At 62.8% G+C, this 24,678-nt stretch carries 23 protein-coding genes and 2 pseudogenes; 10 read left to right on the forward strand and 15 right to left on the reverse strand.

Annotation, left to right across the window (positions count from 1 at the left end; all coding sequences use genetic code 11):
• Positions 1-440 precede the first annotated feature (440 nt).
• Positions 441-2,042 carry a trypsin-like peptidase domain-containing protein gene (locus NKI88_RS13835; protein ID WP_352655655.1) on the forward strand — a complete coding sequence of 534 codons (1,602 nt, stop codon included), beginning with the start codon at positions 441-443 and terminating at the stop codon, positions 2,040-2,042.
• 168 nt (positions 2,043-2,210) lie between these two features.
• On the opposite strand, the gene NKI88_RS13840 is transcribed toward NKI88_RS13835, so the two are convergent.
• A complete protein-coding gene (locus NKI88_RS13840) occupies positions 2,211-3,119 on the reverse strand; it encodes a dihydrodipicolinate synthase family protein (protein WP_352655657.1) in 909 nt (302 codons plus the stop codon).
• Between the two features lie 264 nt (positions 3,120-3,383).
• Between NKI88_RS13840 and NKI88_RS13845 the strand changes: the two genes are divergently transcribed.
• Positions 3,384-4,280, forward strand: a complete 897-nt coding sequence (locus tag NKI88_RS13845) for a LysR family transcriptional regulator (protein WP_352655659.1) — start codon at positions 3,384-3,386, stop codon at positions 4,278-4,280.
• Here NKI88_RS13845 and NKI88_RS13850 read toward each other — a convergent pair.
• The 3 genes and pseudogenes from NKI88_RS13850 to NKI88_RS13860 form a co-directional block, all read right to left on the reverse strand.
• A complete protein-coding gene (locus tag NKI88_RS13850; RefSeq protein ID WP_352655661.1) occupies positions 4,265-4,990 on the reverse strand; it encodes an SDR family oxidoreductase in 726 nt (241 codons plus the stop codon). The two genes, NKI88_RS13845 and NKI88_RS13850, sit on opposite strands and share 16 nt — an antisense overlap.
• 165 nt (positions 4,991-5,155) lie before the next feature.
• Positions 5,156-5,583: pseudogene (locus NKI88_RS13855) on the reverse strand (NAD(P)-dependent oxidoreductase).
• A 52-nt stretch (positions 5,584-5,635) separates the two neighbouring features.
• Positions 5,636-6,274, reverse strand: coding sequence for a DsbA family protein (locus NKI88_RS13860; RefSeq protein WP_352655663.1), 639 nt, complete (start codon positions 6,272-6,274; stop codon positions 5,636-5,638).
• A 102-nt stretch (positions 6,275-6,376) separates the two neighbouring features.
• Here NKI88_RS13860 and NKI88_RS13865 point away from each other — a divergent pair, with 102 nt between their 5' ends.
• The 3 genes from NKI88_RS13865 (at position 6,377) to frp (ending at position 8,072) form a co-directional block, all read left to right on the forward strand.
• Positions 6,377-7,288 carry a LysR substrate-binding domain-containing protein gene (locus tag NKI88_RS13865; protein WP_023699792.1) on the forward strand — a complete coding sequence of 304 codons (912 nt, stop codon included), beginning with the start codon at positions 6,377-6,379 and terminating at the stop codon, positions 7,286-7,288.
• Positions 7,289-7,384: 96 nt separating this feature from the next.
• The gene (locus NKI88_RS13870) at positions 7,385-7,660 is read left to right on the forward strand and encodes a hypothetical protein (protein WP_023729215.1); all 276 of its coding nucleotides are present in this window, start codon (positions 7,385-7,387) and stop codon (positions 7,658-7,660) included.
• A gap of 166 nt (positions 7,661-7,826) precedes the next feature.
• Positions 7,827-8,072 (forward strand): fluorescence recovery protein, encoded by a 246-nt coding sequence (gene frp / locus NKI88_RS13875; RefSeq protein ID WP_352655665.1) that lies wholly within the window; start codon positions 7,827-7,829, stop codon positions 8,070-8,072.
• A 77-nt stretch (positions 8,073-8,149) separates the two neighbouring features.
• On the opposite strand, the gene NKI88_RS13880 is transcribed toward frp, so the two are convergent.
• From NKI88_RS13880 to NKI88_RS13920, 9 genes are all read right to left on the reverse strand, one after another.
• Positions 8,150-9,178, reverse strand: a complete 1,029-nt coding sequence (locus NKI88_RS13880; RefSeq protein ID WP_352655667.1) for an ROK family protein — start codon at positions 9,176-9,178, stop codon at positions 8,150-8,152.
• The gene (locus NKI88_RS13885; RefSeq protein ID WP_031196728.1) at positions 9,178-9,903 is read right to left on the reverse strand and encodes a ribulose-phosphate 3-epimerase; all 726 of its coding nucleotides are present in this window, start codon (positions 9,901-9,903) and stop codon (positions 9,178-9,180) included. The genes NKI88_RS13880 and NKI88_RS13885 overlap by 1 nt, the downstream gene beginning before the upstream one ends.
• Positions 9,904-9,907: 4 nt before the next feature.
• Complete coding sequence (locus NKI88_RS13890) at positions 9,908-10,729, reverse strand: sugar phosphate isomerase/epimerase family protein (RefSeq protein ID WP_352655669.1); 822 nt, start codon at positions 10,727-10,729, stop codon at positions 9,908-9,910.
• 38 nt (positions 10,730-10,767) lie between these two features.
• Positions 10,768-11,610, reverse strand: coding sequence for a carbohydrate ABC transporter permease (locus NKI88_RS13895; RefSeq protein ID WP_352655671.1), 843 nt, complete (start codon positions 11,608-11,610; stop codon positions 10,768-10,770).
• A 4-nt stretch (positions 11,611-11,614) separates the two neighbouring features.
• On the reverse strand, positions 11,615-12,511 hold the full coding sequence (locus tag NKI88_RS13900; protein WP_352655673.1) for a carbohydrate ABC transporter permease: 897 nt from the start codon (positions 12,509-12,511) through the stop codon (positions 11,615-11,617).
• Positions 12,512-12,650: 139 nt separating this feature from the next.
• Positions 12,651-13,898 (reverse strand): ABC transporter substrate-binding protein, encoded by a 1,248-nt coding sequence (locus tag NKI88_RS13905; protein ID WP_352655675.1) that lies wholly within the window; start codon positions 13,896-13,898, stop codon positions 12,651-12,653.
• Positions 13,899-14,013: 115 nt separating this feature from the next.
• Entirely contained in the window at positions 14,014-15,159 is a 1,146-nt protein-coding gene (locus tag NKI88_RS13910; protein WP_352655677.1) for an ABC transporter ATP-binding protein, read from the reverse strand.
• A gap of 89 nt (positions 15,160-15,248) precedes the next feature.
• Positions 15,249-16,199: a PfkB family carbohydrate kinase gene (locus tag NKI88_RS13915; RefSeq protein ID WP_352655679.1), complete on the reverse strand. Its 951-nt coding sequence runs from the start codon at positions 16,197-16,199 to the stop codon at positions 15,249-15,251.
• A gap of 3 nt (positions 16,200-16,202) precedes the next feature.
• Positions 16,203-17,003, reverse strand: coding sequence for a beta/alpha barrel domain-containing protein (locus NKI88_RS13920; protein ID WP_023667906.1), 801 nt, complete (start codon positions 17,001-17,003; stop codon positions 16,203-16,205).
• 162 nt (positions 17,004-17,165) lie between these two features.
• On the opposite strand from NKI88_RS13920, the gene NKI88_RS13925 reads away from it, so the two are divergent.
• The 3 genes from NKI88_RS13925 (at position 17,166) to NKI88_RS13935 (ending at position 20,329) form a co-directional block, all read left to right on the forward strand.
• Positions 17,166-17,927, forward strand: a complete 762-nt coding sequence (locus NKI88_RS13925; protein ID WP_352655742.1) for a DeoR/GlpR family DNA-binding transcription regulator — start codon at positions 17,166-17,168, stop codon at positions 17,925-17,927.
• A 256-nt stretch (positions 17,928-18,183) separates the two neighbouring features.
• Entirely contained in the window at positions 18,184-19,332 is a 1,149-nt protein-coding gene (locus tag NKI88_RS13930) for a Gfo/Idh/MocA family protein (RefSeq protein WP_352655682.1), read from the forward strand.
• Between the two features lie 64 nt (positions 19,333-19,396).
• Positions 19,397-20,329 carry an alpha/beta hydrolase gene (locus tag NKI88_RS13935; protein ID WP_352655684.1) on the forward strand — a complete coding sequence of 311 codons (933 nt, stop codon included), beginning with the start codon at positions 19,397-19,399 and terminating at the stop codon, positions 20,327-20,329.
• Here the strand turns inward: NKI88_RS13935 and NKI88_RS13940 are convergent.
• Positions 20,317-21,381, reverse strand: a complete 1,065-nt coding sequence (locus tag NKI88_RS13940; RefSeq protein WP_352655686.1) for a LacI family DNA-binding transcriptional regulator — start codon at positions 21,379-21,381, stop codon at positions 20,317-20,319. The genes NKI88_RS13935 and NKI88_RS13940 overlap by 13 nt on opposite strands.
• Before the next feature lie 226 nt (positions 21,382-21,607).
• Here NKI88_RS13940 and NKI88_RS13945 point away from each other — a divergent pair.
• Positions 21,608-22,992 (forward strand): annotated as a pseudogene (locus NKI88_RS13945) (FAD-binding oxidoreductase).
• Positions 22,993-23,005: 13 nt separating this feature from the next.
• Here the strand turns inward: NKI88_RS13945 and NKI88_RS13950 are convergent.
• The gene (locus NKI88_RS13950) at positions 23,006-23,650 is read right to left on the reverse strand and encodes a YjbE family putative metal transport protein (RefSeq protein ID WP_352655688.1); all 645 of its coding nucleotides are present in this window, start codon (positions 23,648-23,650) and stop codon (positions 23,006-23,008) included.
• Between the two features lie 256 nt (positions 23,651-23,906).
• On the opposite strand from NKI88_RS13950, the gene NKI88_RS13955 reads away from it, so the two are divergent.
• Complete coding sequence (locus tag NKI88_RS13955; RefSeq protein ID WP_352655690.1) at positions 23,907-24,548, forward strand: ThuA domain-containing protein; 642 nt, start codon at positions 23,907-23,909, stop codon at positions 24,546-24,548.
• Positions 24,549-24,678 lie beyond the last annotated feature (130 nt).

Genomic DNA, 24,678 nt, shown 5'->3' on the forward strand with positions numbered 1-24,678 from the left:
TCAAAAACGTCTCTGGCCATGGTCGGATATTGTGGGTGTTGAGCCTTCCATCGGATTCCAGCTTTCCATTATGCAGCCGCTAAAAGTACTGCGATAGAAAGAAAATTGGAAGTCGACTTTAATTCACTATAGGTAGCCGACTTTGGTACACCTATGCTTCGGGCCCTGGCGCAAGTGGATCTCCCGTATGTAGCGACTACCCACCAGATGGAGGCAAGGATATGGTCCATGACATACCCCTCAACTTAACCCGGGACGATTTCTCCGGAAGCCGTGTTGCCGCGAACCAGCTGCGAGCAAGCGCAGTGCCGGCAGGAGACGTACTGCGCTGCTTCAGATCGAGGGATATCTCGCAGCCCCTATGATTTCATTGCGGCTGACCGGCCGGCGGCGGACCGAATCACACAGGCAAGAGAGCCGTAGGGACGGGGAACAAGACAATGGACGACTACAAGGAACTCATCGAACAGGCAATTTCGGCCAATCGCAGGTATGATCTGAGGGAACTGCGAGAACTCTGCGAGCGGCTGGGGATGGCCCTGCCGGAGCCTTCGGACAGCGCGGGGGCGCTTGGCGCGGCGCTGATGAAAGAACTTCGGCGCAACCGCAGGTACGACCAGATACAGATGCTGGGTGAGACGTTCATCAAGGCCGGTTACTGCACGCCGCGTATCTGGACCATCTATGCGCAAGCCCTGGTCGACCGCGGCAATCAGGTGGCCGCAATCGGCATTCTGGGAAATCTTGCTTTGGAGGCCTCGGCCGAGGAGTTCGCCAAGGAAGCGTCGGAGATTCACGGCATACGCGGGAGGGCATGGAAGGACATTGCCTATGAGGCGATAGGACAAAAGCGCCTCAATGTAGCAAAGAGAGCATTAAAGAGCTCCTACGAGTGCTACTCGAAAGGATTGGAAACCAATCCCGACGATGTCGGAATGCTGGCATGGCACGGGACGCAGATCGTTGCCGTGGCACATCTCGCTGAAAGCCACGAGCTGCGCCATGATTTCGGCTCGAAGACCGAGCTTGCCAAAGATATTCTGAAACGCATGGCAGCTGACTATCGCGGCGACGGCAACGATGACCCGTGGATCCCCACAGCGGCAGGCGAGATGTGCGTAGCGCTTCAGGACTATGCAGGGGCGCGTGATTGGTATCAAAAGGCGATCGGGTCCGAGCGCACCGACAATTTTACCCTTGCCAGCGCGCATCGGCAGCTTTCGCAAATATGGCGCATTGGCGAGATCGAGGAAGGCGCCATAATCGGAGGCCTCGTTCTGGACGCTCTCGTGGAGATGGGGGGAGGCTTCCATTTGACGAAAGGCAATGCCGACCAGCTTCAGGCCCTAATCGGCACAACGCCCCCGGTCTCACTCGTGGCGCTACGATTTGCGATGAAGTCGGCTGAATCGATCGCGATGATTCGTTCCGGCTTTGCCCCCCTTGGCACGGGCTTCCTCGTCTCCGCGGCCGACATTGGGCTCGACCCCGCAATCGGGCAGGTCGTGATAACCAACGCTCACGTGGTCAGCGATCCATCGCAGAGCGGGGCCGCATTGCCGGGAGATGTTCAGGTCACGTTCCAGCTTCAGCCCGGCAACAAGGTTTACACGGTGGCGAAGATTGTGAAGTGTCTTTCCGTAGGAACTCACGATTGCAGCGTGTTGAAGCTCAACAAAGATGTATCCGACATCGATCCTTTGGAAATGGTGGATTTGCCGTTGGTGATGCCGCCCGATCCAACCGCGGTCGTTATTGGCCATCCGTTGGGGCAGGAAATTTCTTTTTCGTTCCTCGACGGCCGGCTTGTGGCGTTCGAGCCTCTGGCGGAAGCAAAGCCGCAGCGCATGCACTATCGATCGCCGACCGACAATGGCAGCTCAGGCAGCCCGGTGTTCAATCGCAATTGGAAAGTCGTGGGCATCCATCACAAATATGTCGAGAACGCATCGCCGCTAGACGGCAAGGCGGGGGTTTATTCTGCCAATGAAGGCATCTCCATGGGATCGATCTGCCGGGCTTTCAAAGCTGGCCTGGGATAAGCGATCCGGTTGTCATGCCGTTGCGCGAATCCTGCCTCGGTTTGTGTAGAACAAAGCGGCTCCATTGTGAGGAGACAATCCGGCCTTCACACAGCACGTTACTTCACGAAATCGGGACGGACGTTGGCTGTCGTGGCGCTCGGTGGCGGTTCGACGCTGTGCTGAGCCTCAACCGCTGCCAATATGGTCAGCTGCGGGACCGAGCGCCGTGAGCAGCGCCTTGCCGCGTTCCAGCGTCGCATTCTCATGCGGGGCGCGCAGGTTCAGCCAGCGTTTGTCGCCGGAGCGCACCGCCAGCACTGCCTTCATCGCCGGGATCAGGCCGGCATCCTGGATCACCTTGCGGAACGCCCTGATCGCGGCGTCCGCTTCCGTGACGTCTTGGCCAGCGATCGTCGCGTCGTAGAGGGCGCGGATGGCCGCAGCGTTGAGATTGACGGTCGCGGAGATACAGCCCGCAGCACCACTGGCGAGCCCCTTGGTCAGTTGCGCCTCCGAGCTGGGGAACACCGCGACGTCGGGTGCGGCGGCAATCACCGCCGCCGTGTTGTTCCAGTCGCCGGCGCTATCCTTGTAGGCGACGACCGTCTCTGGAAACGCCGCGCTCAACCGGGCGGTCAGGGCAGGGCTTACCGGCACGCCGGAGTTCTGCGGGATGTGGTAGAGAATCATCTTCAGCGCCGGGTTGGCCACCCGTTCGATCAGCTCGCTGTAGTAGCGCGCCTGGCCTTCATCCCCGGCGGCCGTGTAGAAGAATGATGGCAGCACCATCACGCCGGCGCAGCCGAGGCCGACCGCGTGCTTCGAAAGTTCGACGGTTTCGGGCAGTGCGGTGACGCCGGTGCCGGGCATCATGCGCCCCGGCGAAATGCCTGATGCAACCAGCCATTCCAGCGCCTGCATGCGCTCGTCGAGCGAGAGCGACAGTGCCTCGCCCGTGGTGCCGAACGGCGACAGCAAATGGGCGCCCTGGCCCAGCACCCATTTGGCATGTGAGATCCACAGGTCACGGGCAATGCGGCCATCGTTCTCGAACGGCGTCAGGATCGGGGCGATGGTTCCTTGCGGGCGGGGCATGTCGGTCCTTCCATCGGTGCTGGAAATCAGCTTGGCATAGAGCATACGTGCGATGCGATCTGCCAGAGGCGATCTCTTGGGCCACCGCGCCGGCCGTGGGAAAACTTGCGGGTCATTGCCGCGAAATTCTGGCCCTTCGGTCTGCCGCAACCAGATGACGCCGGCGTCGATGGGTTGCAAATGGACCGGGGTTGCAAATGGACCAGGGTTGCAAATGGACCAGCCAAGCCCGAAATGTCGAACAGAGACAGATCCGGAAACGGCATGCACCCACGATTGCTCAAGACCTTCCTCGCCGTGGCGCGGCACCGCAACATCACCCGCGCAGCGCGGGAGGTTCATCTGGCGCAGTCGAGCGTCAGCGACCAGATCCAGTCGCTGGAAACCGAACTTGGTGTCGTCCTCTTCATCCGCTCGCGCCACGGCCTCGACCTGACGACGGCCGGCGACGCGCTGAAACCCTATGCGGAAGAGATTCTGCAACTGGCGGAGGAGGCGCGTATTGCCGTCGAGGCAACGACGGGAATGACCGCCGGAACGGTTACGGTCGGCGCGCTGGAGACGATTGCCTCCGTCAGACTTCCGCAATGGCTGGCGGCCTTTCGAGGCGACCACCCGGAGATCGGTCTGCGGCTGAAAATCGCCGGCAGCGATGCCCTGCTGCGGCAGCTCGAAGACAGCGAGATCGACGTCGCCTTCTGTTTCGACAAGGGCGGTCTGGACGAACGTCTGGCCCGGCGCACGATATTGGCCGAGCCGCTGGTCCTTGTCGCATCAGCTGAGCATGCGGCCGCATCGCGACAGAACGACCTGGCCGCGCTCGCCGCGATGCGTTTCGTGGTGACGGAAACCGGATGCGTCTACCGGCATCTGTTCGACACTGCCTTCGCCGAGATTGCAGCGCCAGAACTTGCCGCCGAAGTCGGCAGCATCGGCGCCATTGGGGGCCTGGTGGCGACTGGTGTCGGCGTGGGCCTGGTGCCGCGGCTGGCCGTTGCCGACGCGCTCGATCGCGGCGAGATCGTCGAATTGCCATGGCCGGGTCCGGCCCGCACGGCGTCGCTGGTCATGATCTGGCGCCGCCGGCGCGTCCAGCCGCCGGCGCTGAAACTGCTGCTGGGCCGCGGCCAGGAATTTCGCTGCGCTCAGATCAGCCGGTGACCGCCCTCGACATGCAGAACCGTCCCTGTCGTAAAACCATTGCCCATCAAAAAGGCGATGGCATCGGCGATGTCGTCCGGTTGCCCGACGCGGCCGACCGGCAGGCGCCTGGCCATTGCATCGAGCGTCTCGTCCTTCTTGTCGCCGGCCACAAAACTCCAAATCGGCGTGTCGACCCAGCCCGGCGAGACGGCGTTGACACGGACCGGCGCCAACTCGACCGCCAGCGCCCGCACCAACCCTTCCAGCGCAGCGTTGACAGCGGCGACGACCGAGCCGCGCGGCCGGCCGATAGGCGGCGATGCCCGAGGTGAAGGTGATGGAACCGTTGGCCGAAAGCTGCGGCGCGCCATGCTTGGCGAGCAGCAGCCCGTAGAATTTGCTTTCGACGACCGCTGCGCCGCCTTCAGGTCGACTGAAGGCAATAACTCATAGGCGCCTTCGATATCGGCGGCGGTGCTGACGATATGGTCGAGCCGGCCAATCCGCTTGAACAGGTCAGCGACCTGATCCTCCCTGGCGATATCGGCCGCGACGGCGCTCAAACCGGAAGGGTTCTGCAGCGCCTCGCCAGCACGCTTGAGCCTGGCTTCACTGCGGCCGACGATGATGACTTCGGCGCCTGAGACCAGGCACCGCCTTGCCAACGCCAGCCCCATTCCGGAGCTGCCGCCAACGATAATGATTTTCGATTTTGCGATGTCTGCCATGTTCCGTTCCTGTCCTGAACCGCTCCGGGCGAGAGTTCGCAGAGCGGCGGCAGGAGTGGAAACGGAAGAAAGCGATAGTGCCATCGGAGGCTCCGATGGCACTATCGTCTATAGGAACCGGCGCCGGCCACTCCGTCGAGCGGCCCGCCTGTCAATGAAGTGCGCTCAGTAGCCGACGGTAAAGCGCTGCTTGATATGCGCCGGCTTTTCGATCTCGTCGGCCATGACGATGGCATAGTCCTCGAAGGAAATGCTGCTGCCTTTGTCTGACGCTTGCCGGGCGCAACCTCAAGGCTGCCGGCGCCGCCGACGACGAGGTAGCGTTTGACGCCGGAAGCACGCACGGCTGCGATGAGCGTATCGGGATCGCTGTCGAGGAAATGCACCGAGGAGATCACCGCGTCATGACCCTTGATCAGGGCGGCAAGGCCATCCTTGTCGAAGACGTCGCCCTTCTTGGCAGTCACGCCCGGAAGTGCCGCGATCTTGTCTGGATGCCGGGCAATGGCGGTGATGCTGTGACCGCGATCGGAGAGTTCCTTAAGCAGGCGCGAGCCGACCTGGCCGGACGCGCCGATAAGTGCGATTTTCATGGGGATTTTCCTTTCGTCTGGGGAGAATTTCGTCTGGGGAGAATTTCTGGGACTACGCCGCCTCGATGTGAGCGACCAGATTGTCGTAGCTGCCGAACAGCGCGTTGGCGCCGATCAGGCGCGGCGCCGTTTGGCCGATCACCGCCAGCGCGGGAACGCCATTGGCATGCAGCCGTTGGAACAACATCCGCCCGCGGCTGACCAGGTCGTGATGCTTCGCCAGAAACGGCTGCGTCGGCGCTTTCAAGAGCTTTGCCGCGTCGCTCATGCCGGCGTCGGTCAGTACCGCGGCGACGCCGTCAACCGTCACAATATCGCGGCCGTCGACATAGCGCGCATGCTGGATCGCCTTCAGTGCCGCAAGTTCCTTGCGCCAGTCGTCCAGCCCGGCGGCGTTGATGCCCATGGTGGCAGCGGAAGAATCGAGCAAGGTGCCGCTGACATTGAGCACATTGTCGAGATAGGCCTGGCTGAAGCGCTGTCCGCTCAGCCGCGCGATGCGCTGGTCATTGTCCCAGGCGTGGGCGGCAAAACCAGCATCCAGCGGCCGCGCGCCGGCACCGGAGAAAAGCCCTACCGGCAGCAGTTGGAGCGCGGTCCCGCCGGCGGCCAGTCGATCCAGCATCGGCGTGGCGCCATAGCACCAACCGCAGAGCGGGTCGAAAAGATAGGTTAGGGTTGCATTGGTCATGGCGGCCTCACTCTGTTGCCCGATAGATGACAGCTGGACCGCTTGCGAAAAATAGCGATCAATCATACAAACTGTATGATAAAATCAGACAATGAGCGGCCTGTGACCGAACTCCTCAATCTCAACCGGCTCGTCTACTTCGCCACCGTGGTGGAGACCGGCTCGTTCACGGCCGCTGCCGACCGTCTCGATGTTGCCAAGGCTGTGGTCAGCCATCAGGTCGGCAAGCTCGAAGAAGAGCTTGGCGCTACGCTGTTGCGGCGCACGACCCGGCGCGTGACGGCGACCGAAGAGGGTCGTCTGTTCTATGACCGGACCGCGATCATCCTGCGCGAGGCGGAGGCAGCCTATGGCGACATTTCGCAGCGAGCGGCGCAGCCGACGGGGACGCTGCGGCTGACGGCGCCGCTCGATTATGGCGAGAAGGTCGTGGCGCCGACCATCGCCGCCTACATCAGAAAATACCCGAAAATGCGGGTCGAGACGATCTTCGACGATGCGGTCAGCAACCTGGTCGACGAGCAGATCGATCTTGGCATCCGCGTCGGCTGGCTTGCCGATTCCAGCAATCTGGCGCGGCGGCTGGGCAGCCTGCAGCAATTCGTCGTCGCCAGCCCGGAACTGGCCGCCAGGCTGCCTGGGGAAGCCAGCCCCAGGCAGGCGAAGTCGCTGCCCTGGGTCGGCAACGCCCAGTTGCGCGGGGTCGGCCAATGGCTGTTCTCGAGGGGCACGGAAACGGTGCTGGCCGAACTCAACCCCGTCGTCAGCTGCGACAAGACACCAGGCGTGCTGTCCTGCGTGCTGGCCGGCATCGGCCTCGGCATCTTTCCGGATTACAGTGTCGCCGACGACATTGCGCGCGGCCGGCTGGTGCGGGTGTTCGCGGACTGGACCTTGCCGTCCGGTGGCATCCATGCCGTCTTCCCGCCGGCGCGCTTCAGGCCGGCCAAGGTGCGCGCTTTCGTCGACCTCCTGGTTGCAGCCGAACGGCGGCGCGCGCGCAGTGCGGGCTGATTTCGGCACCGGCCGGCAATGCCGGCGAGGGAACCTTTGTTCGGCAGGCGCTTTTGGATATGCTGCGATTCCGAACCGTCAGAAGGGGTACTGCCGATGACCACCAAGATCTTTGCGACCTGCATGCTCGCTCTCGCTGTCGGCTGCAGCCTGTCCACAGCGGCTGTCGCCAAAGACAAGCATCGCCATCGTCAGCCAGAACCCGAACGCTACGTCCCCGCCCATCGCGACCTCATCTACGCCCTGTTCGGCGGCCCGCGCTACTATGACAAAATGCTGATCACCACGGCGGCCGGCCCGTGCTCTTACGACCGGGTCGGGCCGGACGCGAATGCGCTGAACAAGGTCAACGATCACCATTGCGGAAAGTAGATTGGTCCCAAAGGCGGGGTCCTGCGTCCCAGGGTTACCGGATGACGGCCGCCGCGAACACGATAGAGACAGTCGATGACCGCTGGTGAGAAATGGTCTCCGTCCGAAAAGAAAGTCGCCCGCACTGCCTATGACGCAGCGCTGAAGGTGGCGCTCGACAAAGACGTTGGCTGAACTCAAGAGCAGGGCCCACGTTGCGGCAACGCCTTCCGAAATATGGGATGTCGAAGACTTTCTGCGGCAGCAGCGACGGAAGATCAACCAGATGTTCGACTATCGCTATTCACAGCTAATACAGGTCTTCGCCAATCTCATCCGGCAAGGCTATCTCGAGGAGAATCTCCTTGTTGGCTTGTCGGAAGACAAGCGGCAAACGATCCGAAAATACGCCAGCTGGAATCGCGAAGGGTAGGGGTCCTCTTCGGGGACCTTGGCGCTGCATTCAAACTGGACCATTCACCATCTTCGCGCGCGCCGCGCAGCTCGAGTTCAGCCATGGCGTGCCTCCGTGGCATCGGCTGTCGCGCCTCTGTCCTTGTCGTCCTGCGCCATCGCCAGCGGCGCACCCGGTTCGCCTTCCCACAGGATCAGGCTGGCGGCGCCGATCAGCCCGGCCCGGTCGCCGAGTTCAGCCTGCACGATCGGCACGTCGCGATAGGCCGGCATCGCCCGCTGCTGGATGACCGCTCTGATCGACGGTGCCAGAAGGTCGAACCCGTTGGAAAGGCCGCCTCCCATGACAATCAGATCGGGCGAATAGAGATGAAGCAGGTTGGTGAAGCCGATGCCCAGCCATTGTGCTTCCGCCTCGATCAGGTCGAGAGCGTTGGCGTCGCCGGCCTTGGCAGCCTCTACGACATGCCTGGCCGAGACGTCGCCGTCATTTGACAGCCGTCGTAAGAGCGAGCCGTCGCCCGGCGCGGTCAGTCGCGTGGCGCCGCGGCCGAGCGCGGTTCCGGAGGCAACGGCCTCGAAGCAGCCGATGGCGCCGCAAAAGCAGCGGTCGCCTTCACCGGTGATGGTCATGTGGCCGATCTCGGCCGCCAGTCCGCGCCTGCCGTGATAGATGTGGCCATCGGCGACGACGCCGCCGCCAATGCCGGTCGATACGGTCACGAACACCAGCGATCCGCTGCCACGTCCGGCGCCAAAACGCCATTCGCCGAGCGCCGCCGCATTGGCGTCATTCTCCAGCCGCACCGGCAAGCCGAAATGCTGCCCCAGAATGTCGATCAGCGGCACGTCGTGCCAGCCGGCCAGCGTCGGCGGCGCAATCACGATCCCCGCCTTGGGGTCGAGCGGTCCCGGTGCTCCGACGCCGATGCCGGCGACCTTTGCCTGCGGGTGTTCCCTAAGCAGCGTGCCTGCCAGAGCGACGATCTGGCCGATCACCGCCTCCGATCCCGCACCGGCAAGCGTCGGCGCTGAAGCATGGGCGACGATATTGCCATCGCTTTCGACCAGCGCACCGCGCAGCGCCGTGCCGCCGAGATCGAAGGCGAGCGCAAGCTTGGTCATCAGGCGGCGACCTCCAGCCCGTGCAGCCAGGCCATGCGCCGGGCAAGGTCGGGATCGCCGAAGGCCAGCGAGCCCAGCACCACGGTCTGCGCACCTGCGGCGCGCAGTAAGGGCACGGTCTCGTGGCGGATGCCGCCATCGGCGGCGAGCACGATGTCGGCCTCGCGGCCGGCTTTGCGCATCAGCGCGCGCGCCTCGATCAGGCGCGGACACGCCTGCTCCGACAGGCTCTGGCCCTTGACGCCGATGGAAGTTCCGAGCAGCGTCACGAACGCCACTTCCGGCAGGAAGGGCGTGACGGCCGCGACCGGTGTTTCCAGCCGCAGCACCACGCCGGCCTCGGCCCCGAGTTCACGCGCCAGTTTCACGGCGCGCAGACCGGTCTCGCCGTTTTCGGCGTGCACGCTGATCAGGTCGGCGCCGGCCTCGACGAACTGGCGCGTCTGTTCCTCGACGATTTCGGCTTCGACCATCAAATGGACATGGATAGGCTTTCCGGTGAGCTTGGCGATGTGCGCCACCAGGTCCGGGAAGAACAGGAAGCCAGGGGTGAAGCGGGCATCGGCGACGTCGATATGATGGACATCGGCATGGGTCTCGATGCGCTTCAAATCGTGCTCCATATTGGCGAGGTCGGCCGACCACAGCGAAAACTCGCCGATAAGCCGGTTGCGCGGCAGAGCGGCAATTGCGGCGGGGCCGGACAGGGGCTTGTTCGTCGTCATCGTCTCAGGCTCCGTAGCCGCGCATTGTCTGGCGGTTGGTTTTGACGGCGCCGGCAGGGTCGGCGGCGGCCGTTTCGGACTCTTCCTCCAGCACCAGCCAGCCGTTGAAATTGGGTGCAGCACCAGCGATCTCGATCACTTTGGCCGTGTCGCAGACACCCTTGCCGAGCATCGCCCATGTGCCGCTGTTGTCGACATCCTTCAGATGCACATAGCGGATGCGATCGCGATAGGTGGTGAGCGTATCCGCCATGCCCTGGCCGCCGCGCAAGATGTGGCCGGTGTCCGGCACCCAGCCGACCAGCGAGGCGTCGACCAGCCCGAAGATGCGATCATAGTCGGCGCGGTCGAACAGCAGCGTGTTGTGATGCGAGCTTGGATGCACCGCGACCTGGACGCCGGCCTCGCGCCCGAGCTCGCCGGCTTTGTTGTAGACCTCGGCGGCGATGGCAAACTTGTCGTCGCGCGGCCCGTCGGAAACCATCGTGGCCGAGCCCATCGACACCAGCGCGCCGGGAAAGGCGGCGGCGAAGTCGATCCAGCGTTTGGCGGTCTCCAGGTCGGCGCCGATCTCATCCCTAAGCGTGAAACCGCTCTTGGAGCCGAAGGCGAAGGAGACGAGCGTCAGCCCGGATGACTTCAGCGCGGCGGCGAACTCCGTTGGCTTGCCGGCATAGCGGCCGATCATCGTGTCGGTGATCTCGATGCCGGCATAGCCGCCATCGGCGATCGCCTTGAGCAGATCGTCCGGGCTGCCGGCGAAGCGGTCGCCCAGCATTTCCCAGGTAAAGGTCTGGCAGCCGACTTTCAGGTCTTTCACGGTCATCCTTTCATTCCTTGATTCCACCTCGTTGGAGGGACATCCTACTTGACTGAGCCTGCGGCCATGCCGGCGAGGAAGAATCTCTGGGCAACCAGGTAGATGACCAGGAGCGGCAGCGAGCCGAGCACGCTCATCGCCATCATCTGGTTCCATTCGAAGGCGTGTTGCCCCATCAACAACTGGATGCCGATCGGGACGGTGCGCATGGACGTCGACTTCGTCAGTGTCAGCGCAAAGAGAAATTCGTTCCAGCACAACAGGAAGGTGTAGACCGACGTCGCCACGATACCAGGCAGTGAAATCGGGACGATCACCCGCCACAGTGCGGTCCAACTGGTGCCGCCGTCGACAGCCACCGCTTCATCGAGGTCGCGGGGCAAGGTGTTCAGATATCCCGTCATCAGCAGGATCGCATAGGGCAGCGTAAACACCAGATAGGTCAGGATCAGCGCGACATAGGTGTCGAAGATGCCATACGAGACGACAAGCCCGAAGAAGGGGATCAAAAGCGTGATCGGCGGGATCGTCTGCGTGCTGATGATGAGAGTGTTGAGGCTGCCCTTGCCGCGGAAATTGAAACGGCTGAACCCATAGGCCGCCAGCAAGGCGATCAGCACCGTCAGCACGGTCACTGCTCCGGCCACGAAGTAGCTGTTGAAGAAGAAGCGCAGCTTTACCGGGTCGCTCAGGATGGCCGCATACGCTTCCAGCGTGAAGGCCTTCGGCAGGACGGTTGGTGGCAGGGCAAAGATTTCGGTGTTCGACTTGAACGAGCTGCTCAGCATCCAGTAGATCGGGAAGGCCGCGAAAAAGAGCCCTGCGGCAAGCGCGACATGGAGCGCGGCGGTGATCAGCCTGTCTTTGGGCGTGTGCATTTTCCTCATGTGACTACCGAGCCTTTTGATAGCGGATGTAGAACAGCGTCAGGCCGAGAGAGATCAGCAGGATGACCACGGCGCTCGCCGAGGCCTGCGACAGGTTGTAGCTCGAAAACGCCAGCTTGTACGTGTAGGTGCTGAGGACCTCGGTCGAGTAGATCGGACCGCCACCCGTCGTTATCCAGATCAATGGAAAGACCTGCATGGTCCAGATGAAGTCGAGCAGCGAGATGCTGATGATGATCGGCATCAGCTGCGGAATGGTGATGAAGATCAGCTTCTGGTAGGCCATCGCGCCGTCGATATCGGCGGCCTCGTAGAAATCCTTGGGAATGCCCTGCAAGCCTGCGAGCAGGCTGACCATGAAAAGCGGGTAGCCCGCCCAGATATTGGCGAAGGTGACGGCGTGCAGCGCGGTCGCGGGCGAGGAAAACCACTCGACCTTGGAACCGATGATGCCCATCTGCATGAGAACACTGTTCACGACACCATTCGGCTCAAGCAGAAGGCGCCAGATCACCGCGATAATCACCGCGGTGAACAGCCAGGGCAGTATGTACAGCACGCGCAGGATGTTGCGCAGCGTCGGATTGATGCGGTCGCTGTTCAGCATGAGTGCGAAGAGCATGCCGATGGTCATATGGAAGACGACACTCATGCAGGTGAAGTAGAGCGTGTGCCACAGCGAGGCCCAGAACACCGGATCGGCAAAGATCGCCTGGTAGTGTTTCAGTCCGGCAAAGGACGGGTCGCGACGCAGCACCGCGCTGTTCTGGAACGAATAGCCAATCACCGTCACCATCGGCAGCAGCATCAGAAGGCCGATTATGAGGAGCGATGGTGACAGATAGAGATAGGGTGCGACCGCTCGTTTCAGTCGATGGTGGGAGCGCTTCTGCCCGGTCATGTGCGACCCCTGGGATGTGCCTTCAAGAGGAAGGTGCGCTTCAAAAACAGGTCCATCTCAAATTGCCGATCCGTTGTTGACTAGTGGCCTGGCCGAGGCCGGGCCACCCGGTGGAAGATAGCAAACGGGCAATGGCCGCTCAGAATTTCGCCGTCCAGCCCTTTTGAGCGTTGGTTGCGGCTTGTTCCGGAGACTGCTCGCCGGCAAGCATCTTCTGAGCCTCCACGTCGAACTGGGTCATCAGGTCTTCAGCCACCGGCAGGCCCGTGAACTCGTTGGCGAGATAGCCGGTCTTGAAGATTTCGAAAGCCTTGGCGAAAGCCTTGTCCGAGGTCACGAAATCGGGCTTGGCGTTGACGTTCCCCGGGAAGGCGTTTGCAAGCGACACGAGCTTGGCATTCACCTTTTCACTCATCAGATATTGGACGAGCTTCCAGGCTTCATCCTGATGTTTCGAGGCGGCAGAGATGCCGATGCCCCAGGAGGCATAGGGAAGGCCGCGCTTGCCGTTGTAGTCCGCCACGACCGGGACCGGGATGAGGTCGAAGTTCAGCTTGGGATTGCGTTTGCGGATGAGATTCACATGCGCGAGCGAGTCGATCATCATTCCGACCCGATCGTTGACGAATTCCTCGACCTTTTCCTGCTCGGTCTTGGTGGCAATGCCGGGCGAGATGACGCCGGCGTCGTTCAGCGATTTGACGAAAGTGAGCATATCGACGACCGGCTTGCCCTCGAGAGCCGGCTTGCCTTCAACCATCATCGATTGACCCGAGGCCCAGACCCACGACATCAGGTCGTTCTGGACACCGGACGGCGTTTGCAGCGACAGGGGCAGCACCCAGCCATACTGGTTCTTGTCGGCATGGGTCATCTTCTTGGCGGCTTCGAGAAACTCCGCGCGGGTCGACGGCAGCTTGGTGACGCCTGCCTGGGCGGCGAGGTCCAGATTGACGAAGACCGGATAGACGAACGAAGCCACGGGAAACATCACCGCCTTGCCGTCCACCTTGATGATATCCGCGACCTGGGTCTTGTCGAACCCGCTCGCATCCATCATCGGGTTCATGTCGGCCAGCGCACCCTGCGCGTTCAGATTGTTCACCCAGGCGCCGTCGAGACCGACGACGTCGCTGAGCGTTCCGGTTGCGGCGCCGACCGAGATCTGGTCTCGCGTGGTCGCATAGGGACCGCTGACCAGCGTCACCTTGATGCCGGGGTTTGCAGCCTCGAAGTCGTTCATGATTGCCCTGAGCGATCCCGCCGGCAATTCGGGCTCCCACCATTGGGTGAATTCCAGCGTCGTGTCCGCCATGGCGCCGGTTGCACCAAGCAACCATGCGACCGCGGCTATTTTCAGCATCGCGGGTCGTATCCGAAACATCATTTTCTCCTCCTTCTTCAAGGTCGGCCGCACAATGCGGACGATCGTCTGTTCATTCAGAAGCCTTCTTGTATCTTCCGCAGGCACCTCGCTCCCGCCCGCGGTCTTTCGCAGATCTTCAGATCGCCAGATGCGTTTCGGGATCGAAGAAATGGAACTTGGCATCATCCACGGCCAACTGGATTTCCGAGCCGGAGCGGACGGCGCTGATCGGCTCGAACCTCGCCACCGCGTTCGACGCCAGGCCGAAATCGTCCACCGCATCCGGATCGCCGGAGTCCACCCGGACCGCGTCGATGTTCATGTGGACGATCTGTTCGGAGCCGAGTTCCTCGATCGAGGTCACCCTGGCCGGTATCGTCTGATACTTGCGACCGGATTCAAGGCTGCTGTCATAAAGATCCTCCGGTCTGATCCCGAACACGACCTTGCGCCCCGCATACGACCTCAAGGCCGGCCTGCGCACGAAGGCTGCATCCTGCAGCCGGACGGCGAAGTCGCGAAAAGCGAGCTCGCCGCCCTTCAGGGTCGCCTCGAAAAGGTTCATCGAAGGAGAGCCGATGAAGCCGGCAACGAAGGCGTTAACCGGCGATTCATAGAGCCTCTTGGGTGTGTCGACCTGCTGCAGCACACCGCCTTTCAACACCGCGACTCTGTCGCCCATCGTCATCGCTTCGATCTGATCGTGGGTCACGTAAATGGTCGTGACGCCGAGCTGCTTTTGCAGGCTGGTGATTTCGGCGCGCATTTGCACACGCAGTTTCGCATCCAGATTGGAAAGCGGCTCGTCCATGAGAAAGGCGGCCGGCTCGCGCACCATGGCGCGGCCCATGGCAACCCGTTGACGCTGCCCGCCTGACAGGTTCGCGGGTTTGCTGTCCAGCAAAGACGTCAGCTGAAGAGTTTTGGCGATCTCGTCCACGCGCTTCTTGCGCTCGGCCTTCGGCTTGCCTGCCAGCCGCATCGAAAAGGCGATGTTTTCGGATACCGTCATATGCGGGTAGAGCGCGTAGCTCTGGAACACCATCGCGATGTCGCGGTCCTTGGGCGGCATGTCGACGACGTCGACCCCGCCGATCCGAAGGCTGCCGCTGGTGATGTCTTCCAACCCCGCGATCATTCGCAACGCCGTGGATTTGCCGCAGCCGGAAGGCCCGACGAGGATCAAGAACTCGCCGTCCTTGACCGACAGGTTCAACTGGTCGATTGCGCGAAAACTGTTCCCGTAGGTTTTGCAGATCTTCTCAAGAATGACTTCTGCCATATTCCTCCCTCCACAAGTATAAGCCCTGATTTTTATGATTCTCCTGGGCTTGTGTTCGCCTGCGAAATGTTTCGTCGGATCGTTTCAGGTCATGCTCCAGCATCCACATGCGTATTTTTCAGGTCGACTGCTGACGGCGCGTTCGCCGATGCCAGGAGTTGCGTGACCTGGTCCTCGGTCGGAAGCGCCTCGCGCCCGCCACGCCCCGTTATCGAAACGGCCGCCGCCGCGGCCGCGAATGCGATCCGGCCCGCGGTGTCGGCTCCGCGCGTCAACGCATGGGCATAGGCGCCATGAAAGCAGTCACCCGCGCCCGTGGAGTCGACGACCGCAACCCGGTGCGGGGGCAGGTGCCAGAGACCTGTCTCTTCACGGCCGCGATAGTACACACCCCTGCCTCCATCGGTCAGAACCACGGCGGATCGCGATGGCAACCACAAGGCATCGAGCATCTCGGCAGGCGATCGGCGCCCCGTGGCAGTCCGTGCAAAGCTAAGTGGAAGAATGAGATGGTCGCAGAGCGCGATCAGCCGTTCCGTGGCGGGACCGCTGCTCCATTCGATGTCGCCCAGGATCGCAAGGCCGAGATCGCGAGCCCGAGCCACGACATCCAGCGACCCGGTCGCATAGCTATCGACGATCAGGACGGTCGCGCGGCTGAGGATATCGTCCGGAAAGTCCGGAGCGGTGCCCAGCATCGCATCGTCGTCATACGCGATGAACCGTTCCCCATCCGAGCCGACGGTGATCCGCGAGTGCACCGGGCGCGCGTCGGGATGGCGCGGCGCGAATGCGGTTTCGATACCGCTCGCCACGAGATCGAGCAGAACGGCGTCGTCCGCGGCACTGGCCAGCCATCCGACGAACCCGGCGGTTCCGCCGAGCCGCGCGACGGCGGCAAGCGCCGTCGCGACATTTCCCCCGAAAGCGCGGGTACTTTGCAGAACCTTACCCTTGCCCGCCGACAATGGCTGATCGACGTAGACGATGTCGTCTATCGCAATAGCGCCGAAGCCGAGGGTGGCGGGGACGGTGGGCATCGTTCAGGCGCCCGCCTTCGCCAAGGCGTCTTGCGCCGAAAGGCCGTCATGGATGACGCCGCGAAAGGCAAGCGCTGCCTTCTCCGGATCGCCGTGCCCCCAGAGATTGCGGCCTACCACGGCGCCGCGCGCGCCGGCACGGATGGCGTCCGCCGTCTGCTGAAGCGCGCCGAGCAGCGTATCGGTCTTTGGCCCCCCCGCGATGACAACCGGCACCGGGCAGGTCCGGACGGTCTCTTTGAATGACTCGAAATCCCCGGTGTAGCCGATCTTGATCACGTCGACGCCGGACTCGTAGCCGATGCGCGCCGCGTAGGCGATCTCGTCGGGGGTGAAGACGATTTTTGCCCCATCGGTGAAGTCGCGAGGGTAGATATGCGCCACCACGGGCATGCCGTAGCGGGCTGCTGCATTCACCGAATCGGTCAGCCAGCGTATGTATTTGCCCTCCGTCGCGCCGCGCACCGGAATGGCCACGGCCAACGCATCGGCGCCCGCCCGCACCGCATCCTCGGGCGTCGCGATCAACTCGCTGATGCGATCGTCCGCAGTGAAGCAGCCCGCCTGAATCACCAGGGAAGCTTTGCCCGCATATTGCGGCCACAGATGGCGCGCGGTGCCAGGCTGGATGCTGACGTAGTCGGGTTTGCCCGCCATGACGCGTGCGAGCGCACCCGGCAGGTCGGCAAGGCCGCCTTTGCGCACGTCGCCATAGCCGACGAAGTGGTCGACCGCGCCGCCAAAAAGGTTCCCCGATGGATGCGAGAAGAGGCGCGCGAGGCGCACCTTGGTTCCTAGGCTCATGAGTCCAAAATTCCCTGATCGGTTGATTTAAAAATGCTCGATCCAGTGTTTCCGAAAGAAAAAAGAAAAACAATCTTTCGAAAGCTTTCGAATCTGCATATTTCCGGTAAGGTGAGCCGAGGCCGGCGCGATTGCTCGGCGCAGGCAGGCAAGGGCAGGGCAATGTTGTCGGAGCAGAGACGCCAATCGATCCTGGGCGAGGTGCAACGCAGCGGACAGGTTCGCATCAAGGACCTGTCGGACGTGTTTGGCGTGTCGGAGGTCACGGTGCGCTCCGACCTCGAAATACTGGACCGCAAGGGACTGCTGACCAAGACCCGTGGAGGGGCGGTGACCCGGACCACCGATTCGACGACGGCCGCGTTCGCGCGGCGGATGCAAACGAACCTCGACGCAAAGAAGCGCATCGCCCGGGCGGCGCTCGACCTTTTCGAGCACAACCAGTCGGTCATCTTCGACGGTGGCTCGACCTTGATGCAGCTTGCCATGCAGTTACCGCCGCTCAGCAATGTCGTGGTCGCGGCCACGGCCATGAATATCGTGCAGCATCTTATGCATCGTCCCGGGCTCGACGTTCATATGATCGGCGGCCGGGTCTATCCCGACACGGTGAGCACGCTGATCACCGATGCCGATACGGCTCTCGGCGGCCTGGTAGCGCATCAGGTCTTTGTTGGAGCGCATGCGATAGACTCGTCACTGGATGTGGTCGACGTGAACGAAGACATGGCGCGAACGAAGCGAAACCTCGTTCGCATGGCCCGGCGCGTTGTCCTGCTCGCCGATTCGAGCAAATGGGGCGTCAGCGGGACGTCCAAGGCATTTTCGCTGTCGGCCGTCGACGTGGTGATCACCGACGATGGCCTGCCCGGTCCAATACGCAGCGAGCTTGATAGGATCGGGGCCAAGGTGATCTATGCCTGAACCCATCCCGGTCTCTGATGCGCGACGGAAAGCACGCATGACCCACAGGCTTCGCAGCGGCCGTCGGCCGTTTTTCATGCCGGTCATGTTCTCCTCCTCACGCTGGCCGCCTCCCAGTGCGAGCCAGAATTCTCATAAGCTCTATAAAAATTTTACGCGCGTCAACATTTAAAATCCTGTATAGCGGATTGCGGGGGGATCGTGGGAACTGCAACGGTTCGCGAAGCATGCCCTTGGCTTCGGAGGAAAGCTGGAAATGCACGGAAAATCAGAGACAAAGCTCGGCATCGGTGTCGTCGGCTGCGGCAACATCTCGATGACCTATCTGCGCAATGCAGCGCTCTTCGGTGGTGTCGAGCTACGCGCCTGCGCCGACATTTCCGCTGACATGGCCGAGCTGCGCGCCAGGGAATACGGCATCCGCGCCCTCGGCGTTGACGCGCTGCTGGCCGACCCCGATATCGACCTCGTGCTGAACCTGACAGTCCCGGCGGCGCATTTCGATATTTCGTTATCGGCGCTCTCGGCGGGCAAGCACGTCTTCACCGAAAAGCCGCTGGCAACGTCGGCCGCGGACGGCCACCGCCTTGTCGCCGAGGCCGCGAAGCGCGGCCTGCTGATCGGCTCGGCGCCGGACACATTCCTGGGTGCAGCCGGCCGCCGCGCGCGCCGGCTGATGGATGACGGCGCCATCGGCAAGCCGGTGACCGGCACCGCTTTCATGATGGGGCGCGGCATGGAGCATTGGCATCCCAGTCCGCAATTCTATTATCAACCCGGCGGCGGTCCGGTCTTCGATATGGGTCCCTATTACCTGACCGTGCTGGTCAATCTGCTCGGGCCGGTCGAGCGCGTCATGGCGATGGCGACGCGCGGCCAGGAGGAGAGGCTGATCACGGCCGACGGGCCGTTCAAGAACACGACATTCAAGGTCGGCACGCCGACCAACATAATGTCGCTGCTCGAATTCCGTTCCGGCGCCACCGTCACCTTCGGCGCCTCCTGGGACGTGTTCAAACACTCCAACCATCCGATCGAACTGCACGGCACCGAAGGCTCGCTCAGGCTACCCGATCCCGACACGTTCGGCGGCACGGTCTCGCTGTCGGAACGTGGCGCCGATTGGGCCGATTTCGCCAGCGAGAACGAACTCTACGGCGCCCGCAACTGGCCCTATGTGGCGCCCGACCGTGCCAATTACCGCATGCTCGGCGTCGCCGATCTGGTGCGCGCGCTGGATGCGGGCAGAAAACCGCGCGCCTCCGGTGAGCTGGCGCTGCATGTGCTTGAGATCATGGAGGCGATCTTGGCTTCGGGCGAAAGCCGTGGCTCGGTTGCCGTCAATGGCACGGTCGACCAGCCGCCGCTGCTTGGCGAAGACGAAGCCGCAACCCTGCTTGCCTGACGGAGGTTCGCCCGTGACGCCATCGCCACCGTCCCCGTCGCCCCTAGATCCGGAGGCCCGGCATGTGCTCGAGGTCGGCAGCCAGGCCGGCGCGCCGCCGTTCGAAACGGGAACGCCTGAGCAGGCGCGCCGTGCCTACAATGAAGGCTTCCCGACCCTGCAAGGCGAGCGCGAGCTGGTCGCGTCGATCAGCGAGCGCATCATTGCAGGACCCGGCGGTCCGCTGAGGCTCAGGATCTATCGCGGGCAGGGCGCGCCTTCGGCAGGCGCTCCGGCGCTGCTTTATCTCCATGGCGGCGGCTGGGTAATCGGCAATCTCGACTCGCATGACGAGATCTGCCGCTGGTTCGCCAACGAGGCGGGCGCAGTCGTCGTTTCCGTCGACTACCGGCTGGCGCCGGAGCACAAATTCCCGGCGGCAATAGAGGATTGCCGCGCAACGCTCAACTTCATGCAAAGCGCGGCGGACGAACTCGGCATCGACGCTGCCCGCATCGCGGTTGCCGGCGACAGCGCGGGCGGCAATCTCGCCACGGTGCTCGGCCTGCTCACGCGGGGGGACAAAAATCCGCCGGCAGCGCAGCTGCTGTTTTATCCCAACACCGATGCCGGGCAGACGACGGACAGCTATCGCCGCTTCGCCATAGGCTTTGGCCTGACCGCCTCGACCATGGCCTGGTTCCGCGACCATTATGTCCGCAATGCCGCCGACATCGGCGACTGGCGTACCTCACCGCTGAAGGCGGAAAGCCTCGCCGGTGCGCCGCCGACCTTCATCGCCATCGCCGGTCACGACATCCTCGCCGACGAAGGCGAGGCCTATGCCAGGCGTCTGCAGCAGGCCGGCGTGCCGGTCGTGCTGGAACACTGGCCCGGTCAGATCCACGGCTTCGTCTCGATGGGCCGTCACGGCCCGGCAGCGAGACAGGCGGTTGCCGCCGCCATTGCCGCGTGGCGCAGCTTCGATCCTGCCTTTGGAAAGGCTCAAGCGGACTGACGCATCACCAGGGCGGCGTCGAGGCTGACCTTCGGCGCGACGTTTGCCGTATCCTCGTTGAGCAAAGCGAGCAGTGTCTCGACGCTGCGCCCCGCCATGGCGGCAAAATCCTGCGCGATGGTGGTCAGTGCGGGGCAGGTGTAGCGGCTCAGCGGATGGTCGTCATGGGCGGCGATACGCAGGTCGCAATCGGCCTTGCGGCCGATCTTCAGCCCTTTCGCGAAGGCTGCCGCCATCACGCCGAAAGCCAGGCGGTCATTCGCACACAGTATGGTCTTGCCGGGCAGACCTCCGGTCTTGCCGGGCAGACCTCTGGTCTTGCCCGGCAGGCCGCTGGCCCCGAGCATCTGTTCCATCTGCTCGTAGCCGATGCGCTCGAAATCCCATGTGTAGTCTCCGGTGTTGCCGATAACCACCGGCTCCTGGCCAAGCTGATGCATGGCGGCGACGTAACTGTTCAGGCGCTCCGGCGAATTGTGATTGACATGCGGGATATCGAAATAGACCGGGGCGTCGCCGGAGCGGCAGAGATAGTCGACGATGGTCGAGACGCTCTGGGCATTGTTGTTGCCGACAAAGGGCGTGCCGCCTTCAAGATAGGTGTCGAAATAGACGACCGGCATTGTCTGGGTCAGCTTCTCCAGCGTGCGCCGGTCCGAGCGCAAGCCGAGCGGCGCGATCAGCGCGCCCGAAACTTTCAGCGACAGGATGGTACGTGTCGCCTCCATTTCGAGCTCGGTCGAGCCATGCGAGGAGATGACGATCGGCCAGTAGCCCTCGTCGCGCAGCCGAAGTTCGATGCGGCTGACCATTTCGGAATAGAAGGGGTCGGTGACCGTCGGTACGACAATGCCGATGGCGCGGGTGCGCTTGCGGTTGAGGTTGCGGGCAAACAGATTGGGCTGGTAGTCGGACGACCGCAACGCCTCTTCGATGCGCTTGCGCGTTGCCGGCTTGACGCTGGTCGGATCGTCGAAATATTTCGACAGCGTCGGCCTGGAGACGCCGCAGGAGCGGGCGAAATCCTCCATCGTCTTGTGCGTCATTGGCATTCAATCCTCGTCTGGCACGCGCCAGAACCTCGGTCATCCCTTGACGCTGCCCACGGTCCTGCAGCCGGCGCGTCTGCCACGCAACGGCAGACGAAATTTACAGGAAACGTCAGTGGGTTCAACGCGCAATGACAGATTATACCGTGCGTAAATTTGTTCAATTGACGCGAAAATTGTCGCGCATCAAAGTCTCGGTCACAAAGAGCGCTGAAACAGTCCAGGCACCATGACACAACAGATCGATCGGCTTCTTTCCCAGCTTTATCGTCGGCTCGATGCCGCCGCGGTTGTGATCGGCGATGCTATCGATCCGCGCTACAGCGACGACCTCTCCGGCAAGGGCGGCGGCCAGCCCGAACTGGTCTTGCGTCCGCGCAACGCCGCCGACGTCGCCGAAATCCTGCGCCTATGCAGTGGTATCGGCCAGAAGCTGGTCGTCCATGGCGGCCGCACCGGGCTGGCCGGCGGCGCGCGCGTGCAGCCGGGCGAAGCGGTGCTGTCGCTGGAGCGCATGACCGCGGTCGAAGCGCCCGACCGCGCCGCGGCAACCATCATCGCGGAAGCCGGCGCGCCGCTGCAAATGGTGCAGGAAGCGGCCGATGCGTCCGGCATGATGTTCGGCGTCGATATCGGCGCGCGCGGCACGGCGACGGTCGGCGGCAACATCGCCACCAATGCTGGCGGCATTCGCGTGCTGCGCTACGGCATGTACCGCGCCCAGGTTCTGGGGCTGGAGGCCGTGCTTGCCGACGGCTCGATCCTGACTTCGTTGCGTGGCCTGGCCAAGGACAATTCGGGATACGATCTCAACCAGCTTTTCATTGGCAGCAAAGGCACGCTGGGCGTGGTTACTCGCGCCGCCTGCGGCTGCATCCAAAGCCCGCCACCGAGGTTGCCGCATTTTGCGCCCTTGGCTCGCTGGAGGCGGCGATTGCGTTGCTGGGGTTGCTCAAGCAGCGGCTCGGGCCCTTACTTTCGGCCTATGAGGTAAACTTCTCGCCGCTCTACGGCGCCATGATTGCCGGCATGGCCGCGCCGGCGCCGCTGCCTGCCGGCGCGCCGGTTTATGTTTTGGCCGAGATCCAGGGCAACCAGGCCGAGCTGGACGGCGAGCATTTCGCTTCGGTGCTGATGCAGGCGGTCGAAGACGGCATCGTCGCCGACGTGGTCGTCTCGCAGTCGCCGCGCGAATTCCGTGCGCTATGGGATGTGCGCGAAGAGGCCAACCGCTTCCTGTTTGCGATCGAGGGCATGATCGGCGTCGACATTAGCATCCCGTTGGCGACCATGGCGGATTTCCTGCGCAACGCCGAAGCCGCGATCCACGCCGTCGACAGCAGCGCCGAGATCTACGTCTTCGGCCATCTCGGCGACGGCAATCTGCACTATCAGGTCGACACCACGGAACCGGGGGCCGCCTATGAGATCATCTATCGCGGCGTGGCGGCATGCGGTGGCGCCGTCTCGGCCGAGCACGGCATCGGCCTGGACAAGAAGAAATGGCTGAACCTTGTGCGCAGCGACGCCGAACTATCAGCCATGCGCCGGCTGAAGGTGGCGTTCGATCCGCACAACATTCTCAACCCAGGGCGGATTTTCGATATCATTTGATCGCCAGGAGGATCTAGCTTGCAACTGGCGAGAGCAGCGCGTGGAAGTCGACCGTTCTCATCTGCTCGACGCCGTCCAGAGTCATATTTCCCGCGACATAGACGATGATTGCCAGACCGAGCCAGCCGAGCCAGCGATACCTGGCAAGCAGCGCCGCCACCAGCGTCGAGGCGACCGCCATCAGAACCACCGACAGGATGAGACCGAACACCAGCGCATTCATGTCGTGGGCGGCGGCGCCCGCCACGGCCAGCACATTGTCCAGCGACATCGAGACATCGGCGACGACGATCTGCAGGATCGCGGTGCGCAGCGCCTTGGCCGGCCGCGCCGTCGCAAGTGCTGCGGCTTCAGTGTCGACGTCCTCGCCGTCGCCGGCCGAGCGCAACTCCTGGAACATGTTCCAGCACACCCAGAACAAAAGCATGCCGCCGACCAGCATGATCCCCGGAATTTCCAGCAGTTGCACCGCGATCACCGCAAAGACGACGCGGATCACCGCCGCCGCGGCAATGCCGGCGATGATCGCCTTCTGCCGCAACGCCTTGGCGAGGCCTGCGGCCGCCATGCCGATCACCACGACATTGTCGCCAGACAGCACAAGGTTGATGGTGATGACTTCCAGATAAGCGGCGACAGTCGTCTGGTCGAAACTCATAGAGCGGTCTCCCCGGAAGGCTCCGGCTGGTTGCGGCGGATCGGACCGATGTCTGCGCAAACGCGAAGACAGCTGATTTGAGTGCAGCCCGGTATTGAAACAAGACGCCAGCGCGGCCAATCGGTCCTCATCCACGGAATTCATCGCCGGGTCGTGATTTCCGACCAGAAATGCCCGTCCCAGAATGCCCGTCATGGAAGGAAGACAAAAGCGTTCCGCTTGCCTATCAATATTGCCGACCAAAGGAGAGACGAGCATGAGCAAGACGGCACTGATTTTCTGGGGCGGATGGGAAGGCCACACGCCGGCTCGCAGCGCCGCTGTCGCCAGCGAGATATTGACCGGGCATGGCTTCGAGGTGCGGACAGAAGAGGGCACATCGGCGCTTGCCGATCCGCAGCTCCCGGCCATCGATCTGATCGTGCCGGTGATCACCATGTCGACGATCGATAAACCGGAGCTGCAAAACCTCACCGCCGCCGTCAGCGGCGGGACCGGCCTTGCCGGCTTCCACGGCACCATGGGCGACAGTTTTCGCAACGAGCCGAACTATCAGTTCATGACCGGCGGCCAATGGGTCGCGCACCCCGGCGACATCATCGACTACCGTGTCGACATCATCAGCGACGATCCGATCGTCAGGGGTATCGAGGGTTTCGCCTACCATTCCGAGCAGTATTACATGCATGTCGACCCGAGCAACGAGGTGCTGGCGACGACGACGTTCAGCGGTGAGCATCTCGATTTCATCGACGGCGTCGTCATGCCCGTGGTCTGGAAGCGCCGCTACGGCAAGGGCCGCGTCTTCTTCAGCGCGCTCGGCCACACCGCGGATGAGTTTTCCGTGCCGCAAATGCGCACCATCTTCGAGCGTGGGGTGCTGTGGGCCAGCCGGTAACCGGGGCCTGTCCAAGCAAGCAACGGCGATATCACGCGTCCGCTACTCGCTAAGCCGCGGCTAACGCACTATGGTGGCTGAGGTGACGACGTTCGACCGCCGTCATCGCAACTGAAATGTGTTGTCACGG

The organism is Mesorhizobium sp. M0317 (assembly GCF_040321555.1).
Taxonomy (GTDB): domain Bacteria; phylum Pseudomonadota; class Alphaproteobacteria; order Rhizobiales; family Rhizobiaceae; genus Mesorhizobium.

What these genes read in the sequence shown, in the direction of transcription:
- NKI88_RS13835 (WP_352655655.1), top strand. Translation starts at nt 441, where the DNA reads ATGGACGACTACAAGGAACTCATCGAACAGGCAATTTCGGCCAATCGC.
- NKI88_RS13840 (WP_352655657.1), bottom strand. Translation starts at nt 3,119, where the DNA reads ATGCCCCGCCCGCAAGGAACCATCGCCCCGATCCTGACGCCGTTCGAG.
- NKI88_RS13845 (WP_352655659.1), top strand. Translation starts at nt 3,384, where the DNA reads ATGCACCCACGATTGCTCAAGACCTTCCTCGCCGTGGCGCGGCACCGC.
- NKI88_RS13850 (WP_352655661.1), bottom strand. Translation starts at nt 4,990, where the DNA reads ATGGCAGACATCGCAAAATCGAAAATCATTATCGTTGGCGGCAGCTCC.
- NKI88_RS13860 (WP_352655663.1), bottom strand. Translation starts at nt 6,274, where the DNA reads ATGACCAATGCAACCCTAACCTATCTTTTCGACCCGCTCTGCGGTTGG.
- NKI88_RS13870 (WP_023729215.1), top strand. Translation starts at nt 7,385, where the DNA reads ATGACCACCAAGATCTTTGCGACCTGCATGCTCGCTCTCGCTGTCGGC.
- NKI88_RS13880 (WP_352655667.1), bottom strand. Translation starts at nt 9,178, where the DNA reads ATGACCAAGCTTGCGCTCGCCTTCGATCTCGGCGGCACGGCGCTGCGC.
- NKI88_RS13885 (WP_031196728.1), bottom strand. Translation starts at nt 9,903, where the DNA reads ATGACGACGAACAAGCCCCTGTCCGGCCCCGCCGCAATTGCCGCTCTG.
- NKI88_RS13890 (WP_352655669.1), bottom strand. Translation starts at nt 10,729, where the DNA reads ATGACCGTGAAAGACCTGAAAGTCGGCTGCCAGACCTTTACCTGGGAA.
- NKI88_RS13895 (WP_352655671.1), bottom strand. Translation starts at nt 11,610, where the DNA reads ATGAGGAAAATGCACACGCCCAAAGACAGGCTGATCACCGCCGCGCTC.
- NKI88_RS13900 (WP_352655673.1), bottom strand. Translation starts at nt 12,511, where the DNA reads ATGACCGGGCAGAAGCGCTCCCACCATCGACTGAAACGAGCGGTCGCA.
- NKI88_RS13905 (WP_352655675.1), bottom strand. Translation starts at nt 13,898, where the DNA reads ATGATGTTTCGGATACGACCCGCGATGCTGAAAATAGCCGCGGTCGCA.
- NKI88_RS13910 (WP_352655677.1), bottom strand. Translation starts at nt 15,159, where the DNA reads ATGGCAGAAGTCATTCTTGAGAAGATCTGCAAAACCTACGGGAACAGT.
- NKI88_RS13915 (WP_352655679.1), bottom strand. Translation starts at nt 16,199, where the DNA reads ATGCCCACCGTCCCCGCCACCCTCGGCTTCGGCGCTATTGCGATAGAC.
- NKI88_RS13920 (WP_023667906.1), bottom strand. Translation starts at nt 17,003, where the DNA reads ATGAGCCTAGGAACCAAGGTGCGCCTCGCGCGCCTCTTCTCGCATCCA.
- NKI88_RS13925 (WP_352655742.1), top strand. Translation starts at nt 17,166, where the DNA reads ATGTTGTCGGAGCAGAGACGCCAATCGATCCTGGGCGAGGTGCAACGC.
- NKI88_RS13930 (WP_352655682.1), top strand. Translation starts at nt 18,184, where the DNA reads ATGCACGGAAAATCAGAGACAAAGCTCGGCATCGGTGTCGTCGGCTGC.
- NKI88_RS13940 (WP_352655686.1), bottom strand. Translation starts at nt 21,381, where the DNA reads ATGCCAATGACGCACAAGACGATGGAGGATTTCGCCCGCTCCTGCGGC.
- NKI88_RS13950 (WP_352655688.1), bottom strand. Translation starts at nt 23,650, where the DNA reads ATGAGTTTCGACCAGACGACTGTCGCCGCTTATCTGGAAGTCATCACC.
- NKI88_RS13955 (WP_352655690.1), top strand. Translation starts at nt 23,907, where the DNA reads ATGAGCAAGACGGCACTGATTTTCTGGGGCGGATGGGAAGGCCACACG.